Genomic DNA, 16325 nt, shown 5'->3' with positions numbered 1-16325 from the left:
CAAGGTGCGCGGCAGCATCCCCGTCCAGGAGGCCACCGCCCGCCTGGACGCGGCGAACCCGGCGGCCTCCGCTGTCCGCGTGGTGCTCGACGTGGCCGGCATCCAGACCGGCAACCAGATGCGCGACGGCCACCTGCGCACCGGCGACTTCCTCGACGCCGCCGCCCACCCGCACATCACGTTCGAGTCCACGTCCGTCAAGCATGCGGGCGGCGACAGCTTCGAGGTCACCGGCGACCTGACGATCCGCGGGGTGACCCGGCAGATCACCGTCCCGCTCGACTACACCGGCACCGCGGTCGACGCCCAGTGCGTCACCAGGGTCGGCTTCGAGGGCAGCACGGCGATCAACCGCAAGGACTTCGGCATGACGTACAACGCCACGCTGGCGACCGGCGGCGTGATGATCTCCGACCGGATCACCCTGGAATTCGACATCTCCGCCGTCAGATCCGCCTGACCACCGGCAAGACACCGGAAACCGGTCGGCTCGTTCGTGCTCAGGGCCAGGCCATGACCAGCTGGGTGTGACGCTTGCGGAAGACGCGGCCGTCGGCGGGGGCCGGTACGGCGGCGTCGGCCGGGTGGAGGGTGAAGACCGGGTCCGGGCGGTGGCGCCGATCGCGATCCCAGGTCAGCACGTGGTCGTGCAGCTGCCGGGCGAGCCCGGCGCCCTCGCGGCCGAGGCCGCAGGCTCCGAACTCCCAGCGCCGCTCGGCGTCGTGCGGGCCGTGGGTCTCCCGGATGGTGAGGTAGGCGAAGCTGTCGGGGACGATGAGCGCGGGACAGTACCAGCGCATGGCCGGCTGGACGAGCCCGCAGTCGCGGCCGGGGTCCTGCCAGAACATGCCGAACCGCTCGTCGTCGGCGGCGATCGACAGGTGCATCGTGTCGAACGGCCGACCATGGCCGACGGTGACGCCGGTCCACAGCTCGGTGCGGTCGCCGTCCAGCGCCTGGTCGAGGCGGGCCGCGTCGAGCGCGGGCCCCTGCTCCAGCGTCAGCCTGACGGCGCCGCCGGCCAGCACCGGTTCTTGGTCGGGCAGCCTGCCGGCCCCCTGGCACGGGACGAAGCCGCAGACCGTCGGGTCGAGCCCGGCGAAGTGGTCGCCCTCGCGGACGAAGGTGAAGGACCGGCTGATGGTGGAGAAGCGCAGCGGGACGACCATCCGGCCGTCCGGGGCGAGCAGGTGCCCCCAGGGCACGTCCCACACGCCGACGGTGACGATCACAGCGTCGAAGCCGCCGCTCGGCGCGTGCCGCCCGGCCGCGTGCTCGGCGTCGCCTAGGACGACCCGCACTCTGCCGTAGCCGGTGTCGGCGAGGAAGCGGCTCGCGCGTTCGGTGACGAAGGGATCGATGTCGACGGTGAGGACCAGCCCGTCCGGCCCGACGATCTCGGCGATGAGGGCTGCGTTGCAGCCGCCGGAACCCACCTCCAGAACCTTCGCGCCGGGGCGGAGCCGGGCCGCTTCGAGCATGCCGGCCTGCAGCCAGGGCGCGCTGATCGAGCTCGTGGCCCGGCCGTCCGGGCCGCGCTTGGTGACGACGACGTCGTCGGCCGCGTAGGCCGCCTCCGCAGACGCCTCGGGGGCGAACCGCTCGCGCGGCACCTTCACGAAGGCCGCCTCGACTGCGGGGGAGCGGATCCAGCCGGCTCGCCTGAGCTCGGCGACCAGGTCGGCGCGCAGACGTTCGGGAGAGCCGGACGGCGGAGTGGTCACGGCAGCGAGAGTAGCCGGACCGGGCCGGCGACACGCGCGGCCGCGGCCCCATGTCCCCGCCGCCGTTACGGGACATGAGGAGCCCGTACGGAGGTCCGATGCCGTGGGCCTGCCGGGCGCCCAAGCACAGGCGTTCGACGGCTCGACGCTGAGGCCCGTACCGTCGGCGCGACGTACTGCGTCGGCACAGGCTCGCGGATCCCGGGGCGGTCAGGACTCAAGGTCTCTGAGGACGTCGGGAGCGTGCTTCAGAGCATTGACACGAAGCGCCGACAGACGTGAACTCGGGCGAACTGCGTGCGCATGGCATGCTCGTCCTGCAAGCTGGCATGCGCGAAGATCGCCATGGGCCGCAGGCCTGGCTGGCGCGCACCGATGGCCCTGTCCGGCTCGCTGGGATCGGTGTAGTAGTTCGCGTAGACGTGGAGGTAGTGCTCTCCCTCGGTGAAGCCGTTGGCTCGATACCAGCGCAATGTCCCCGGATCGTCCCTTGTCCAGGCGTCGAGCGTGCGTGCGCCGAGCCTGCGGGCTCGGGCACGGGCTTGGTCGAGGAGAGCGCGGCCGATGCCCCGACGTTGATGGTCAGGATGAACCGCGATGGTTTCAACGGTCGCCAGTTCACCGTCAATGGCGACGTCGAGAATTCCGGCAAGAGTGCCGCTGTCCTGTGTGATGAGTTCGAAACCGGGAGCTGGGATCGCGGGTTTGCTCGTGACGACGTCGTCGAAGTAGGCGGTTGTCAGGAAGGACAGAACGCGGCAGCGCAGCCAGGCGCTCTCGTGCTCGGGGTTGTAGTCACGGATGGCGTAGTGCAAGGCGGGGATACTCAGTGTGGCCGGCGATGTCCGGATGGCGGTGGTCGCGGCCTTGAGAGATCATGGTGGCGATTCTGTATGGCCCGTTCGTCGCCCGGCAACCGATTTGCCGCCCTGGAGGGTCCGTCGATGCCGTGCGGCCATCGCTAGCCAGGGTCAGCCTTCGCCGTGCGCCGCCTCCCGCTGTGCTCGGGCCTGAGTCTGGGCGGCCCTGACAAAGATCAAGGCCATCGCGGTCGCCGAGCACACCCCGCGGCAGAGGCGTCGGCGCCACGCTACTCAAGCGCTGCAAACAGATCTATTTCCACTGCAGGTACATGCAGCTCTATGGACAGGTGCCGCCTACGCCAGGCACGGATGCCTTCCGCCGCCGATCCGGATTCGAGATCCGGCAACCCGGCGAACCTATCGCCCCGTAGGTCGTCTACGGCATTCATGTCCAGGCGGTTCCGGGCGTAGACGAACGGATCTTCCACCGCTGGCCACTGCCCGGCTGAGCGTTCCATCGAGATCCACAGGCCGCCACGCCTGAGCACTTCACTGGACCCTGCGGTACGCAGGGCGACCGGGAGCCGGTCTCGATGATCGTCGCTCGTGCGGCCCCTGGCGTCTTGACGCGCCACCCCGGCGGCGGCCGCGTATGGCAAGATCACCTTGCTGAACGGGGGGACGCGGCAACCACGTCGCGGCCGGCGTCGGGGAACCGGAGGAAGTCGGGCGATGCGAGCAAGCAACCCAGGGCGGATGCGCAAGGCGCTGGTCGCGGGCGTGGTCGTCGTGTCGGGGCTCGGCGCCGAGCCGGCCATGGCCGGCGCCGCTCCTGCGGTGCCGGAGTCGGTGGCCGCGGACCCGGCCTGCTCGGGTGGCGTGCTGAACGCCGTCGCCGACGCCGGTGCGAAGGGCGACGGGCAGGCCGACGACACCGCGAGCATGCGGCAGGCGATCACCACCGCGTACGCCTCGGGACGCTGCCTCTACCTGCCGGGCGGCCTCTACCGCATCACCGGCGGCCTCGACTGGAGCAAGCCCGCCTCCATCCTCGGCGACCCCGACACACCCGCCATCTTGCGCAGCACGACCAACGCCGCCCTCGCCGACACCGCCTACGCCAACCGGTGGGACCGTACGCCCGTACTGGACAACGTGGTGTTCGACGGGCTGCGCCTGGACGTCAACAGCCCCTACAAGACCGGGCCGATCATCCGGCGCAGCGTGTTCGTCAACCGCATGGGCGACGGGGAGACGCCCAGCGGGGGCGACGAGCAGCAGACGAGCTCGGCCCAGGTCGCCGTGGCTCTCACCAACGTGGTCGGCGCCAAGGTTCAGGACTCGATCTTCCTGTCGGACCGGCAGGTGGACGGCGGCGCCCCGCTGTTCACCTACCGCACCCGCGACCTGACGATCAGCGGCAACGTCCTGGGCGCCGACCTGTCCTCGACGGCATGGCTGAGCACCTGGGCCGGCGGACGCTCCTGGTCGCAGGCCCCGGCGACGCGCCTGGCCGAGGTGCGCCGCCGTACCGGCCTGCCCGCCGCCCTCGGCCACATCCAGCGTGGCATCAGCATCAAGGGCGACATCAACGCGACCGTCTCCGGCAACATCGTCAACCGCGACCCGCGCAGCCGCGCCAAGAGCGATCACGGCGTGTACGCCTGGGGCTTCGACGGACTCAAGATCACCGGCAACTGGCTGCGCGGCTGGCCCCAGGACGCCAGGGGCGGGCTCAAGGTGCGCAACGGCACCGGCGCGACCATCGCCGGCAACCTCCTGTACGGCACCGCGCTGCTGCTCTACACCTACGACGTGACCAACGCCCCCAAGGTCTTCCAGGACGTCGTCGTCTGCGGCAACGTCTACGACATCCGCACGGTCACGCCCGCCGCCGACCACAGCGGGATCATGTACTGGCGCAACTTCCCCGGCACCGGGGCCGAGCAGGCGATCGCCGTCTTCGGCAACCGCTTCCTCGACCCGCTCGCCGGGACCCCGGGCCGCCCCGACGTCTCCCAGGTCGCCGGGGACGCGGCGGCCTTCACCGCCTCCGACAACACCTACGCCGACGGCCGCGCCGTGCCGGTCGTGGGCATGCGCAACGCCGCCCCCACCGCCGACCAGCGCGCCCGCTGCGCCGGCAGCACCGTCCCGGAGCTCTCCATCCCCGGTTACCAGGGATAGGAGCCACCCGATCATCTCTTCCCGCCCGATGTCTGGAACCGATCCAAGACGTCCTGGGCGGCCTGGGTGGCCTCCAGCCGGGCCGCGGTGGCGGCCGCCGCCGGCGCCGATAGCTGATCGGGTCCGAGCCCCGGCCGACCGGTAGGCCGGGGCTCGGCCTCCGTCCCGCGCGGCGGAAGCCCCGCAGGCGGGCAGGTCAGGCGGCCGGGCAGGTCAAGTGGGCGGGCAGGTCAGGTGGCCGGGCCGGGGCGGTCGGGCCGCTGGGCGGCGTCGTCGGTGCGGGCGCCGGACAGGATGGCGTCGAGCAGGCCGGGGTAGCGGGCGTCCAGATCCTCGCGCCGCAGGACGAGCAGGTTCTCCCGGCCCGACGGCTGCTGCCAGATCACCCCGCTGTCACGCAACACCCGCCAATGGTGGGTCATGGTCGACTTCGCGGTGATCCCCAGCGTGTTCAGGACGCTGGTGCAGTTGTGCTCGCCGCCGGCGTCGAGGATGCGGACGACGGACAGGCGCACGCCGTTCCCCAGCGCCGACAGCACGTCTTCGACCCGGATCTGGTCGCGGTCGGGATGACGGAAGGCCATGGTCCAACTGTACCGCGACTGTCGAACAATTCCCCTTCGGTCTGGCATAGTACGACCGTACGTAAATACTCGTACTGTCGTTTCGTGCGGCGGGCCTTCGCGTGCCCGCTCACCGGCTCCCTCCGAAGGGCGTTCCATGTCCACACCATCCACGCTGCCCGCGGCCGTCGCGGACGGCGTCAAGCCCCGGCTCGGCTGGACCCTGGCGCTGCTCGCCCTGGCCCAGCTCATCTACGCGCTCGACCTGAACATCGTGTTCGTCGCGCTCCCGCGGATCGGCGCCGACCTGGGCTTCCCCGGCCAGACCCAGCAGCTCGTGGTCAGCGCGTACGTCGTCTTCGCCGGCGGCTTCCTGCTGTTCGGCGGCCGGGCGGCCGACCTGCTCGGCCGCCGCCGCGTCTTCGTGCTCGCCCTGGCCCTCTACGCGCTGTCCTCGCTGGCGGGCGGGCTGGCCACCGGCCCCGTGGTCATCATCGTCGCCCGCGCGGTGCAGGGCGTCGGCGGGGCGTTGCTGCTGCCGTCAACGCTGGCGCTGCTCAACAGCCTGTTCGCCGAGGGGCGGCAGCGCAACCGGGCGCTGGCCGTCTGGGGCGGCGCGGGCGCCAGCGGGCTGACGATCGGGGCGCTGCTCGGCGGCGTCCTCACCGAGAACTTCGGCTGGCCCGCCGTCTTCTTCGTCAACGTCCCCCTGGCCGGGCTGGTCGCGCTGGCCGCGCTGGCCGTCGTCCCGCGTGACCCGGCCGGGCGGGAGCGGCGCAGGTTCGACATGCCGGGGGCGCTCACCGTGACCGGCGGGTCCACGCTGCTGGTCTTCGCCCTGGTCGAGGGGCCCGAGCTGGGCTGGGGCAGCCCCCTGGTCGCGGGCGCCTTCGCGGTGGCCGCCGTGCTGCTGGTCGTCTTCGCGCTGGTCGAGGCCCGCAGCGCGGATCCGCTCATGCCGTTCCGGCTGTTCCGCAACCGCAGCCTGACCGTCGGCATGCTGGTCACCTTCGTCTACATGGCCACGTTCGGCGTCCTGCCGTACTTCCTCACCGTGCTGCTGCAGAGCGTCCACGGCTACAGCGCCCTGCAGAGCGGGCTGGCCTTCCTCGTCCCGTCGCTGGCCATCGCCGCCGGCACCCAGGGCGGCGAACGCCTGGCCACCCGGATCGGCACCCGGGCCACGCTGCTGATCGGCTTCGCCGTCGGGGTCGCCGGGACCGCCGTCCTGGCCCTCGGCTTCGACGCCGACGCCGGGTACGGCCTGCTGATCCCCGGTCTGGTCGTCTCCGGGCTGGGTCAGGGCGTCGTCTGGACCGCCATGTGGATCGCCGCCGCCACCGGCACCCCTGCCCACGAGCAGGGCGTCGCCAACGGCATCGCCTCCACCGCGCTCAACATCGGCAACGCCATCGGCCTGGCCGTCTTCACCGTCATCGCCGACGTCGGCACCGCGGGCAGGACCGGCCAGGCCCTGCGCGCCGCCACGGCGGACGGCGAGTTCCTGGTCGTCCTGCTGACCGCGGCGGTGATGATCGCCGGCCTCCTGGTCACCCTCGCCCTGCCCCGCCACACCCCCGAGCCGACCGCCTGACGGTCCGCCCCCTGACGCGCGTCCCGGCCGCCGCGAGCACCGCCTCGGTGCCTGCGGCGGCCGAGGCGTTCGCGGCCGCCGGGCCGCCGTTCAGTGCTGGTGCGCCTCTTCCAGGGACGCCCCCGCCAGCCGCGCCCTGACCGCTCCGGTGAAGGCGGGGCACTCGAAGACGTTCTCGTGCGGGCAGGCCATGCCGTGCGCGATGGCGGTGCGCGCCACCTGGGCACGGGCGATGCGCTCGTCCAGTTCGGCGAGTTTGCGCCGGTACAGCTCGCGCCACGCGTCGCCCGGCTCGGACCGGGCCGCGATGAACGTCCTGATCTCGCGCAACGTGAGGCCGACCTCGCGCAGCAACAGGATCACCGCCACCCGCTCGGCCGCCGCCGGCGGATAGCGCCGCTGCCCCGAGACGCGCTCGGGCGCCGGGATGAGCCCGAGCTCCTCCCAGTAGCGCAGCGCGGAGGTGGCGACCCCGGTGCGTTCGGCCAGCTCGCCGATCGTCAACTGCTCACTCATGGGACCGCAAGCATACGGGGGCTACTTCAACGGACGCCGGCGACATGGTCCCCTCCGGCAAGGCCGCGATGACCCTCATGGGCACCTGGATCAGCGGCTACTGGGACGGCAACCAGGTCAAGCCGGGCGAGGGGTACGACTTCTTCCCCTTCCCCGAGATCACCCCCGGCGTGCCGCAGGCCGCGCTCGGCCCGGTGGACGGGTTCGCGATCTCGGCGCTCCATCGCCCCTGACCTGCGGCTTTCCCCGTTCCGAGCTTCCCGGCGCGACCTCTCGCGCCGGAGAGTTGACAGTGGCCGGCCCCTCTCCTAATCTCTTCTCCAGAGAAGATAAATCTTCAAAGAAGCAAATGCTTCTGAGAAGTTACCCCCGGAAGGGCAACGACCATGGGCAACACCCTCACCGCCGCCGACGCCGCCGCCATCACCTCCGTGCTCGACCGTCTCGCCGACGCCTGGAACCGGGCCGACGGCGGCGCGTACGGCGACCTGTTCACCGAGGACGCCACCTACATCACCTACGTCGGCACCCTGTACACCGGCGCCCGCGAGATCGGCGAGGCCCACCAGGCGCTGTTCGACAGCTTCGTCAAGGGCACCCGGCTGGCCTACGAGACCGTCGGCATCCGTCTGGCCGGCCCCGACACCGCCCTCGTCATCACCCGCGGCGACACCTACAAGGGCAAGCCGGGCAAGCTGCACAAGATCCAGACCTACACGATGGTCCGGCAGGCGGACGGCGACTGGAAGATCGCCGCCTTCCAGAACACCAAGCACCAGGCCCTCATGGAGGCCATCTCCTTCAAGTTCCAGCCCGCCAGCAGGCCCGCCGCCCACGCCTGAAGCCCACGCCTGAAACCCACGCCCCCTCGCCACGGAAGATCGCCCGCTCATGACCTCCCTCGCCGTCGTCGCCGCCACGGGCCGCACCGGACGCCTCGTCGTCGAACACGCACTGGCGGCCGGGCACACCGTCACCGCCGTCGCCCGCCGCCCCGACGGCCTCGGCCTCGACCATCCGCGGCTCGTCCGCCGCGCCGCCGACGTGACCGACCCCGCGAGCCTGCGTGCCGCGCTGACCGGCCACGACACCGTGATCTCCGCCCTGGGCTCGTCCGGCCGCGGCCCCACCACGGTCTACTCGCAGGGGACCGCCGCGATCGTCGCGGCGCTGCCGCCGTCCGCCCGGCTCGTCGTGATCTCCTCGGCCGGGCTGGCCGTCCCGGCCGGCGCCAGGCCCGTCACCCGGTTGCTCGGCCGCGTCCTGCACCACGTCATGCGTCATCCGTACGCCGACATGGCCCGCATGGAACAGGCGCTCGCCGGGACGCGGCTGAACTGGACGGCCGTCCGCCCCACCGGCCTGACCGACCGGCCCGGCACCGGCCACCCCCGCGTCTCGATCGGCGCGACCGAACGCCTGGGCGCCCGTACGTCCCGCGCCGACCTGGCCGCCTTCATCGTCGCCCACCTCGACGACCCGCGGACCTACCGCCTGCCCGTCGCCGTCTCCTCCTGACCGCGACCCCGCCCTCACCGCCCCGGGGGAGGGGCGAAGGCGCCGGCCTCGGCGGCGAGCACGGCCGTCCGCGCCGCCTGTTCCGGCAGGTCCGGGTCGGGGGACGTGCGCAGCAGCACCAGGTGGTGGTAGAGCGGCGCGGTGGCGGCGACGAGCAGCCGCCGCGCGTCGGTGCCGGCCGGCAGCTCGCCCCGCTCGACCGCCCGGCTGACGATGACCTCGCAGCGGGTGTACCGGTCGTCCCAGAGCCGCTGCAGGCCGCGGGCGGCCTCCTCCGAGCGGAACGAGGCGGCGATCAGGGCCGTGGCGATCGACGGCTGCGCGGTCATGGCCGCCTGGTTCTCGTGGTTGAGCGCCGTCAGGTCGCCCAGCAGGGAGCCGGTGTCCTCGGGCTGCCAGTCGTCGTCGCCGGTCGCCTCCAGGACGTCGGCGAGCAGGCCGCCGACGTCCCGCCAGCGCCGGTAGACCGTCGCGCGGTGCACGCCGGCGCGGGCCGCGACGGCGTCGAGGGTCAGCCCGTCGAAGCCGCGCTCCGCGAGCTCGGCGCGGACCGCGTCGAGAACCTGCGCGCGGATGCGGCCGGTACGGCCGCCCGGACGGCGGCGCGGCCCGGACGACGGGCTCTCGGGCGTCGTCGATCCCTTTCCCGTTTGCGGGGCGGACGTCGGCATGCCACCATCTTAATGTACAAGTTGTCGCATTAGCAGTGGCGGAAGGAAGAGATCCATGAACGCCCGCGGCCCCGCCGACCCCACCGTCCTGCACCCGATGCCCGCCCAGCCACGGGTGGTGCTGCTGCGGCCGCTGGTCAAGTCCCCGCTCATCGAGGTGGGGGAGTTCTCCTACTACGACGACCCCGACGACCCGACCGCGTTCGAGACCCGCAACGTGCTCTACCACTACGGTCCGGAGCGGCTGGTCATCGGCAAGTTCTGCGCCCTGGGCACCGGGGTGCGATTCATCATGAACGGCGCCAACCACCGCATGGACGGCCCCTCGACCTTCCCCTTCCCCACCATGGGCGGCTCGTGGTCCGACCACTTCGACCTGCTCACCGGCCTGCCCAACCGCGGTGACACCGTCGTCGGCAACGACGTCTGGTTCGGCCACGGCGCGACGGTGCTGCCCGGCGTGCGCATCGGGCACGGCGCGATCATCGGCGCCGGCTCCGTGGTCACCTCCGACGTGCCCGACTACGGGATCGTCGGCGGCAACCCGGCCCGCCTCATCCGCACCCGCTACCCGGCCGACGACGTCGCCCGGCTGCTCGCGGTGGCCTGGTGGGACTGGCCCGCCGAGCACATCACCGAGCACGTGCGCACGATCATGTCGGGCAGCGTCGCCGACCTGGAGGCCGCCGCCCCGGGTGCGCGTCCCGCCTGACCCGCCGACCAGCGCTCGTCCCGCCGACCAGCACCCGTCCCGCCGCGACAGAACCTGAAATGAGTGATTCGCCCGTGTCCCGCCGCCGCGCCCACATCGCCATGGTCGGCATCCCCGCCGTCAGCCACGTCCTGCCCAGCCTGGAGATCGTCCGCGAGCTGGTGGCCCGCGGCCACCGGGTGACGTACGCCAACGACCCGGCGGTCGCCGACCTGGTCACGGGCACCGGCGCCGAGCTGGTCCCGTGCACCTCGACGCTGCCGGTCGCCGACAACGACTGGCCCGACGACCCCATCGCGGCGATGAGCCTCTTCCTGGACGACGCCGTCCAGGCGCTCCCGCAGCTGCGCGCCGCCTACGACGACGACCCCGCCGACCTCTACCTGTACGACATCGGCGCCTACGCCGCGCGGGCCCTGGCCGAGGCGCAGGGCCGTCCCCTGCTGCAGCTGTCGCCGACGTTCGTGGCCTGGAAGGGTTACCAGGAGGAGGTGGCGGCCCAGCTGTGGCGGCTGCCCGGGGCCGACGCCTACCGAGCCAGGTTCGCCGCCTGGCTCGCCGGATGCGGCGCCACCACCACCGACGTCGATGCCTTCTCCGGCCGTCCGCCCCGCGCGCTGGCCCTGATCCCGCGGGCCATGCAGCCGCACGCCGACCAGGTCGACACCGCCACCGTGACCTTCGTCGGCCCCTGCCACGACCTGCACGGGCAGGACGGCTGGACCCGTCCGGCCGACGCCGCGAACGTCCTGCTGATCTCCCTGGGGTCGGCCTACACCCGGCAGCCGGAGTTCTACCGCCGGTGCCTGGCGGCCTTCGGCGACCTGCCCGGCTGGCACGTCGTGCTGCAGATCGGCAAGTACACCGACGTGGGGGAGCTGGGCGAGATCCCGTCCAACGTCGAGGTGCACCCGTGGGTGCCGCAGCGGGCGATCCTCGACCAGGCCGACGCGTTCGTCACCCACGCGGGGATGGGCGGCTGCTGCGAAGGGCTGCTGGCGGGCGTGCCGATGATCGCCGTCCCGCAGGGCGCCGAGCAGTTCGCCAACGCCGACCGGCTCGTGGAGCTGGGCGTGGCCCGCCGCATCGACACCGCCGACGCCACGGCGCAGGCCCTGCGCGCCGCGCTGGCCGAGCTGACCGGCGACCCCGAGGTGGCCCGCCGGCTGACGCGCCTGCAGGCCGAGGCGCGGGCCGAGGGCGGCACCACCCGCGCCGCCGACCTCGTCGAGCAGATGCTCGGCTGAGCCGCCGGGCCGTGCGACGGTCGTGACCGGGTGAAGATCACGTGGTAGGTACGCTCTCGTCATGGAGTTCTTCTGCTACCACCGTGACCGTCCCGGATCGGGCCCCCTGCGCGGGGAGCTGGGGGAGGCGCACTGGTCCTACATGGACCGGTACGAAGCGGAGCTGATCGCCCGCGGCCCGACCTTCGACCGCGACACCAGGGCGGCCACCGGCAGCGTGCACATCGTCGACCTGCCCGACCCCGCCGCCGCGCGGGCGTTCGCCTTCGACGAGCCCAACTACCAGGCCGGGGTCTACCGCGACGTGCTGCTCCGCCGCTGGCGCAACGTGCTGGGGCGCACCATGTGGGAGTTCCCCGGCGGCCGGGAGGGCGGGAACCGGTACCTGGTGCTGGGCCTCGGCTCCGGGCAGCCCGCCGACCTCGTCCCGCCGGCCGACGGCGACGAGCTGATCGCCTACGGGCCGCTGCTGTCCGACGACGGCGCCACCTGGGTCGGCACCGCGCTGCTGGTCCGCGCGCCGGACGCGGACGCGGCCCGCGCGGTCCTCACCGCCGACCGCTACGCCGGGATCGAGGTGCACGACTGGGGGTTCGGCGGCCGTCGATGACTAGCGGGCGATCACCTGCACCTCGGGAAAGCGCGGGGAACGCCGGTCGAGCAGATGGCCTTCGCGTCGTAGCTGCAGATCGAAGAAGGCCCTGGTGTAGGCGCGGGTGACGGCCACGGCACGCGCCGCCGGCAGCGTCCCGTTCACCGCTCGCAACTGCTCCTTCGACAGGCCCAGCGCCGCGGCCGCCTGCTCGTACACCAGCGGCAGGTCGGTGTAGGAATTGTGCTTGGCGCCGTTGGTGCGCACGTGCAGCCGCCAGCCCTTCAACCGGGACCAGAAGGCCTTCTGCCCGCGGATGGGCTTGTCGAAGATCTCGGCCTCCATGAGCATGTACGGCTTGGCCAGCCCCTTGGCGGCCACCTTGCCGAGGGCGGGTCCGTCCAGGTTCAGCACCGCCTTGATCCGCCGGTCCGCCAGCATCGTCGCGGCGGCCGTCGCTCCTCCGGCGGAATGGCCGAACATCCCGACCCTTTTCAGGTCGAACGCGCCGCGCAGACCCTCCGGCAGCGCCCGGCGTTCAGCGTCGGGGTTCTGTCCCTTGTTCAGCTCCTTGAGCCGGTCCAGCACGAAGCGCGCGTCAGCCACCCGCACGTTGATCTCGTCGGCCTTCTCCGCCAGCCGGCTCACCGGGACGGGCTTCAGCACGCGGCCGGTGACCGTGCCGTCGGGGAACTCCACCTCGCCCGCGTCGCCCGGATGGTCGATGGTGACCACCATGTAGCCCCAGCTGGCCAGCTCTTCGACCGTGGTGGTGTTCATGGAACGGTCGGCGCCGTTGCCGGGCGAGAACAGGACGACGGGCAGCCCCCGCCCGGCTACCCGGGCCCCTTCGCGGCCATGGGTCAGGGGCAGGCCGACAGCCGCGGGCGAGAGGCCGTTGTTGCGGTAGAAGGCCTCGGCGGCGCGGGGCGGCAGCCAGGGCGCGGCGGGGCGGCCGTCCGGACGGCGCGTGGGGTACCACAGGCTGACCATCAGCTCACGCCGGTCATGCGTCTTGATCCACGGGTCGGCCCTGGAGCCGTCACGCAGGTGCAGGGTGACAGTGCCGATCTCGCGAGGGCCTGTCGGCTGCGGCAGGGTCACGGTGACGGGCTTCGACCTGGCCTGTACGGCGGGTCCGGTGAGCAGGAGGCCGACCGCCACCGCGGCGGCCAGACCCCGTCGGAGAAGTGCGCGATTCATGACCGCCACGCTAGGTACGCGCAGCGCGCAAAAACTCCGTACCGGAGATGATTTCGGTGCTCATGCCCATGAACGAAGCCGCCGTCCACCTGGAGGGGAGGTCACGGCCGGCCGGGTCTGGACACCGAGGGCACTTCCTGCTAGCTGGCGGTGGCAGGGCGGGATCCGCAGGTGAGCACCCGGTGGCCGCCGGCCGCCACACCCACGAGACGGTCAGACGGCCTCGGACGGCTCGGCGGGCTCACCCGGCTCCCCGGGCTCACCGGGCGCGGCGTCCCGGAGCGCCTGCACCGCGGTGACGGCCTGGGAGACGCGGTCGTGGAGCGTCACGAGCTCGGCGGTGCCGGTGATCTCCAGTATCCGGGCCACCGTGGGCTGGAGGCCGGCCAGGTGCACGTCGACGCCGTGCGCGCGGGCCAGCGTGGCGGCGGCGAGCAGCACGGACAGGCCGGAGCTGTCCAGGAACGTCAGCCGGTGCGCGTCGATGACCAGGTGCTCGTCCAGGCGGCGGCGCACCTGGTCGAGGTAGGTCTCCAGGTGGCCGGAGGCGGTGGCGTCCACCTCGCCGGCCACCGTGATCACGGTGATCCCCGGCAGATAGCTGCTGGCCAGGTGCATCACAACCGCTCCACATCATCCGGCAGTCGATCGGGCTGGGCGTCCGCGGCCGCGCCGGCGGCCTCCTCCACGCAGGCGTGGATGTGCAGCGCGTCCCACACCCCGGTGATCTGCAGGATGCGGGCCGGGATGTCCCGCACGGCGGCCAGGCGCAGGCTCCCGCCCGCGTCGTGGACGTCGTCGTGCGCCCGCAGCAGCACGTGCAGGCCGCTGCTGTCCATGAAGGTCAGCTCGCCCAGGTCGAGGATCACGGACCGGCCGGGGCGAAGGGCGTCGCGGATGGCGCCCTCCAGGCGATCGGCGTTGGTGGCGTCGAGCTCACCGGAGACCGTGACCAGCGCGCCGGCCGGAACCGGCCGGCAGCTCATGTCGAGCACGGACATGGCGGCCTGGTGGCGGCGCTCGACGCGACGGCAAGGTACGTCTGGGTGACGGACATCTGTTGTTCCCCAAGTGGGCCTGGCCGGTAGGGACGGCGTCTGAGCCGCCCTCGACCCAAGGTTAGGGGCGAAGAGGGTTGCAGGAAAGAGCTTTCGTCATAGGATCTTCAGGTAAGCATTTTCGTCCGCCCCGCGGATCCGGGACGTCCAGGTAGAAAGCGTCAGAGGCTGTGCCCGACCCTGAAGACCATCCGGCGACGTGGACCTTCCTGACTCATCACGCCCGCGTGCTGGTGGAGATCGCCCGTGATCCCGGCGTGCGGCTGCGCGACATCGCCGCCCGCATCGGCGTCACCGAACGCACGGTGCAGAACATCGTCTCCGACCTCTTCCAGGCCGGCTACCTGACCCGCGAGCGGATCGGCCGCCGCAACCGCTACAGCCTCGACCTCGACCGGCAGTTCCGCTACCCGACCGAGGCCGGGCTGCCCGTCCGCCTGCTGATCGACATGTTCACCGCCCGCGACCTGCCCGGCGAGGACGGCTGACCCGCCGCGGCCGGGCCGGGCGCACTCGTCCAGGGCCGCTAAGCTGCGCGTATGGCGCGGATTCTCCTCCTGCACTCGATGTACGGCCTGCGGCCCGCCGTCCACCAGGCCGCCGAAATGCTCCGGGAGGCGGGGCACGAGGTGCACGTCCCCGACCTCTACGACGGCCGCGTCGTCGACACGCCCGAGGAGGGCATCGCGATCAAGGAGGAGATCGGCAGCGAGGAGCTGCTGAAGCGGGCCATCACGGTGGCGGCCCCGCTGTCCGGCGACGGCCTGGTCTACGCGGGCTTCTCCCTCGGCGCGGCCATCGCCCAGAACCTCGCGCTGGGCGACGAGCGTGCCCAGGGGCTGCTGCTCATGCACGGCACCTCCGACATGACCGAGTCCGCCGACGCCGACGACCTGCCGGTGCAGCTGCACGTCGCCGACCCCGACTTCTACGAGCCGGTCGACTGGCTCAACGCCTGGTACCTCCAGATGCGCCGGGCGCGGGCCGACGTCGAGGTCTTCCGCTATCCGGGCGTCGGTCACCTGTTCACCGACCCCGGCCTGCCCGACTACGACGCCCCGGCCGCCGAGCGCGCCTGGGCGGTCGCCCTCGACTTCGTCGCCGGCCTCTGACGCCCGCCCCGGCCCGGGTACGACCCCGGCCGCACCGGGTAGGGGCCGGGGATGAGGTTCGGGAACTGGGAAGTGCGACCGCTGGGCGGCTGGCCGGGCTGCCTGGCGATGATCCTGATCTCGCTGCTGCTGTCGGCCGTGCTCACGGTCGTCGTCAACCTGCTGCTGCGCTGACCGGCCCCCCTGCCTGCCCCGTGTGGAGCTCAGGCCAGCGGGGTGACGTCGAGCCGCCCGCCGTCGCACACCTGGCCGGCGTCGAAGGGCACGTTCAGGTACGACCGCTCGTCCGGCGGGATGACCAGCAGGCGGGCGGGGCTCGGGCAGGCGGTCTCGTCGCCGGTCTCGACGACCGTCCAGTGCAGTGTGGTGCGGGCGCTGCCGCCCGGCTTGACCGTCACCCGGTGCTTGGGGCCGGTGGCGCGGCGGACGCGGGTGCGCAGCGTGTCGCCCTGCTTGTCGATCATGATCAGGCCGGGGTGGCCGTACAGGGTGCAGGCGGTGCGTGAGCTGTTGGTGAACACCAGCGGCGCGTTCCTGTTGCCCGCTCCGGCGTCGATCGTGCCCAGGCGAACCTGGAGCTGGCCGGCCGAGCAGCGGCGGACGGGGGCGGACTCGCCGGCCAGCGCCGGCGCGGCGCCGCCCGCCAGCAGCAGCCCGGCCACGAGCGTGGCGGTGGTGATGCGTCTCATGTGGTGTTCGACGCAGGGAACGCGGTGAAAGTTACGGCCGGACGTCCCCGAACGCGATCGGACAGTGCCGGAGCGCCGGAAGCCAGAACGGAGGGGGTCCGGTGGGACCCCCTCCGCTCCGGCCCTCAGTCACCCC

The 16325-nt window shown here is 72.4% G+C and carries 20 protein-coding genes and 1 pseudogene; 12 read left to right on the top strand and 9 right to left on the bottom strand.

Annotated features, from left to right (window positions below):
• Positions 1–4: 4 nt before the first annotated feature.
• Positions 5–460: a YceI family protein gene (locus AB0J71_RS41210; protein WP_364419559.1), complete on the top strand. Its 456-nt coding sequence runs from the start codon at positions 5–7 to the stop codon at positions 458–460.
• Positions 461–500: 40 nt separating this feature from the next.
• Here AB0J71_RS41210 and fxlM read toward each other — a convergent pair whose 3' ends face one another.
• Positions 501–1724 (bottom strand): methyltransferase, FxLD system, encoded by a 1224-nt coding sequence (fxlM, locus tag AB0J71_RS41205; protein ID WP_364419557.1) that lies wholly within the window; start codon positions 1722–1724, stop codon positions 501–503.
• 248 nt (positions 1725–1972) lie between these two features.
• Complete coding sequence (locus AB0J71_RS41200; RefSeq protein WP_364419555.1) at positions 1973–2539, bottom strand: GNAT family N-acetyltransferase; 567 nt, start codon at positions 2537–2539, stop codon at positions 1973–1975.
• A 720-nt stretch (positions 2540–3259) separates the two neighbouring features.
• On the opposite strand from AB0J71_RS41200, the gene AB0J71_RS41195 reads away from it, so the two are divergent.
• Entirely contained in the window at positions 3260–4714 is a 1455-nt protein-coding gene (locus AB0J71_RS41195; RefSeq protein ID WP_364419553.1) for a glycosyl hydrolase family 28-related protein, read from the top strand.
• A 230-nt stretch (positions 4715–4944) separates the two neighbouring features.
• On the opposite strand, the gene AB0J71_RS41190 is transcribed toward AB0J71_RS41195, so the two are convergent.
• Positions 4945–5298, bottom strand: a complete 354-nt coding sequence (locus AB0J71_RS41190) for a helix-turn-helix domain-containing protein (protein ID WP_352330289.1) — start codon at positions 5296–5298, stop codon at positions 4945–4947.
• A 136-nt stretch (positions 5299–5434) separates the two neighbouring features.
• On the opposite strand from AB0J71_RS41190, the gene AB0J71_RS41185 reads away from it, so the two are divergent.
• Positions 5435–6871, top strand: a complete 1437-nt coding sequence (locus AB0J71_RS41185; protein ID WP_352330287.1) for an MFS transporter — start codon at positions 5435–5437, stop codon at positions 6869–6871.
• 90 nt (positions 6872–6961) lie between these two features.
• Here the strand turns inward: AB0J71_RS41185 and AB0J71_RS41180 are convergent, their stop codons facing one another.
• Positions 6962–7387, bottom strand: a complete 426-nt coding sequence (locus tag AB0J71_RS41180; RefSeq protein ID WP_352330285.1) for a MerR family transcriptional regulator — start codon at positions 7385–7387, stop codon at positions 6962–6964.
• Positions 7388–7410: 23 nt separating this feature from the next.
• On the opposite strand from AB0J71_RS41180, the pseudogene AB0J71_RS41175 reads away from it, so the two are divergent.
• The 3 genes and pseudogenes from AB0J71_RS41175 to AB0J71_RS41165 form a co-directional block, all read left to right on the top strand.
• Positions 7411–7620, top strand: a pseudogene (locus AB0J71_RS41175) (extracellular solute-binding protein); the annotation flags it as partial.
• A 153-nt stretch (positions 7621–7773) separates the two neighbouring features.
• Positions 7774–8229 (top strand): SgcJ/EcaC family oxidoreductase, encoded by a 456-nt coding sequence (locus AB0J71_RS41170; protein WP_352330284.1) that lies wholly within the window; start codon positions 7774–7776, stop codon positions 8227–8229.
• A 49-nt stretch (positions 8230–8278) separates the two neighbouring features.
• Positions 8279–8905, top strand: coding sequence for an NAD(P)-binding oxidoreductase (locus AB0J71_RS41165; protein WP_364419551.1), 627 nt, complete (start codon positions 8279–8281; stop codon positions 8903–8905).
• Between the two features lie 14 nt (positions 8906–8919).
• On the opposite strand, the gene AB0J71_RS41160 is transcribed toward AB0J71_RS41165, so the two are convergent.
• Positions 8920–9576, bottom strand: a complete 657-nt coding sequence (locus AB0J71_RS41160; protein WP_364419549.1) for a TetR/AcrR family transcriptional regulator — start codon at positions 9574–9576, stop codon at positions 8920–8922.
• Between the two features lie 55 nt (positions 9577–9631).
• Between AB0J71_RS41160 and AB0J71_RS41155 the strand changes: the two genes are divergently transcribed.
• The 3 genes from AB0J71_RS41155 to AB0J71_RS41145 all read left to right on the top strand — a co-directional run bounded on the left by AB0J71_RS41155 (position 9632) and on the right by AB0J71_RS41145 (position 12145).
• Entirely contained in the window at positions 9632–10288 is a 657-nt protein-coding gene (locus AB0J71_RS41155; RefSeq protein WP_352326300.1) for a CatB-related O-acetyltransferase, read from the top strand.
• Between the two features lie 59 nt (positions 10289–10347).
• Positions 10348–11535 carry a macrolide family glycosyltransferase gene (locus AB0J71_RS41150; protein WP_364419547.1) on the top strand — a complete coding sequence of 396 codons (1188 nt, stop codon included), beginning with the start codon at positions 10348–10350 and terminating at the stop codon, positions 11533–11535.
• 61 nt (positions 11536–11596) lie between these two features.
• Positions 11597–12145: a YciI family protein gene (locus AB0J71_RS41145; RefSeq protein ID WP_352326296.1), complete on the top strand. Its 549-nt coding sequence runs from the start codon at positions 11597–11599 to the stop codon at positions 12143–12145.
• On the opposite strand, the gene AB0J71_RS41140 is transcribed toward AB0J71_RS41145, so the two are convergent.
• From AB0J71_RS41140 to AB0J71_RS41130, 3 genes are all read right to left on the bottom strand, one after another.
• Entirely contained in the window at positions 12146–13330 is a 1185-nt protein-coding gene (locus AB0J71_RS41140; protein ID WP_364419545.1) for a lipase, read from the bottom strand. It abuts the gene before it with no gap.
• Positions 13331–13543: 213 nt separating this feature from the next.
• The gene (locus tag AB0J71_RS41135) at positions 13544–13948 is read right to left on the bottom strand and encodes an STAS domain-containing protein (RefSeq protein WP_364419543.1); all 405 of its coding nucleotides are present in this window, start codon (positions 13946–13948) and stop codon (positions 13544–13546) included.
• Positions 13948–14331: an STAS domain-containing protein gene (locus tag AB0J71_RS41130; RefSeq protein WP_364419541.1), complete on the bottom strand. Its 384-nt coding sequence runs from the start codon at positions 14329–14331 to the stop codon at positions 13948–13950. Before AB0J71_RS41130 ends, AB0J71_RS41135 begins: the two co-directional genes overlap by 1 nt.
• Before the next feature lie 227 nt (positions 14332–14558).
• On the opposite strand from AB0J71_RS41130, the gene AB0J71_RS41125 reads away from it, so the two are divergent.
• From AB0J71_RS41125 to AB0J71_RS41115, 3 genes are read left to right on the top strand one after another with little or no spacing between them, the layout of a single operon-like run.
• On the top strand, positions 14559–14876 hold the full coding sequence (locus tag AB0J71_RS41125) for a helix-turn-helix domain-containing protein (protein WP_352326291.1): 318 nt from the start codon (positions 14559–14561) through the stop codon (positions 14874–14876).
• 51 nt (positions 14877–14927) lie between these two features.
• The gene (locus AB0J71_RS41120; protein WP_364419539.1) at positions 14928–15500 is read left to right on the top strand and encodes a dienelactone hydrolase family protein; all 573 of its coding nucleotides are present in this window, start codon (positions 14928–14930) and stop codon (positions 15498–15500) included.
• Positions 15501–15551: 51 nt separating this feature from the next.
• Positions 15552–15674: a hypothetical protein gene (locus tag AB0J71_RS41115; RefSeq protein WP_352326287.1), complete on the top strand. Its 123-nt coding sequence runs from the start codon at positions 15552–15554 to the stop codon at positions 15672–15674.
• Between the two features lie 29 nt (positions 15675–15703).
• Here AB0J71_RS41115 and AB0J71_RS41110 read toward each other — a convergent pair whose 3' ends face one another.
• Positions 15704–16189 carry a DUF4232 domain-containing protein gene (locus AB0J71_RS41110; protein ID WP_364419537.1) on the bottom strand — a complete coding sequence of 162 codons (486 nt, stop codon included), beginning with the start codon at positions 16187–16189 and terminating at the stop codon, positions 15704–15706.
• Between the last annotated feature and the right edge of the window lie 136 nt (positions 16190–16325).

Source organism: Nonomuraea sp. NPDC049637, assembly GCF_040675235.1.
Lineage (GTDB): Bacteria > Actinomycetota > Actinomycetes > Streptosporangiales > Streptosporangiaceae > Nonomuraea.
The sequence above is the reverse complement of the archived record's forward strand: the minus strand, read 5'-3'. Positions and strand labels throughout refer to the sequence as shown.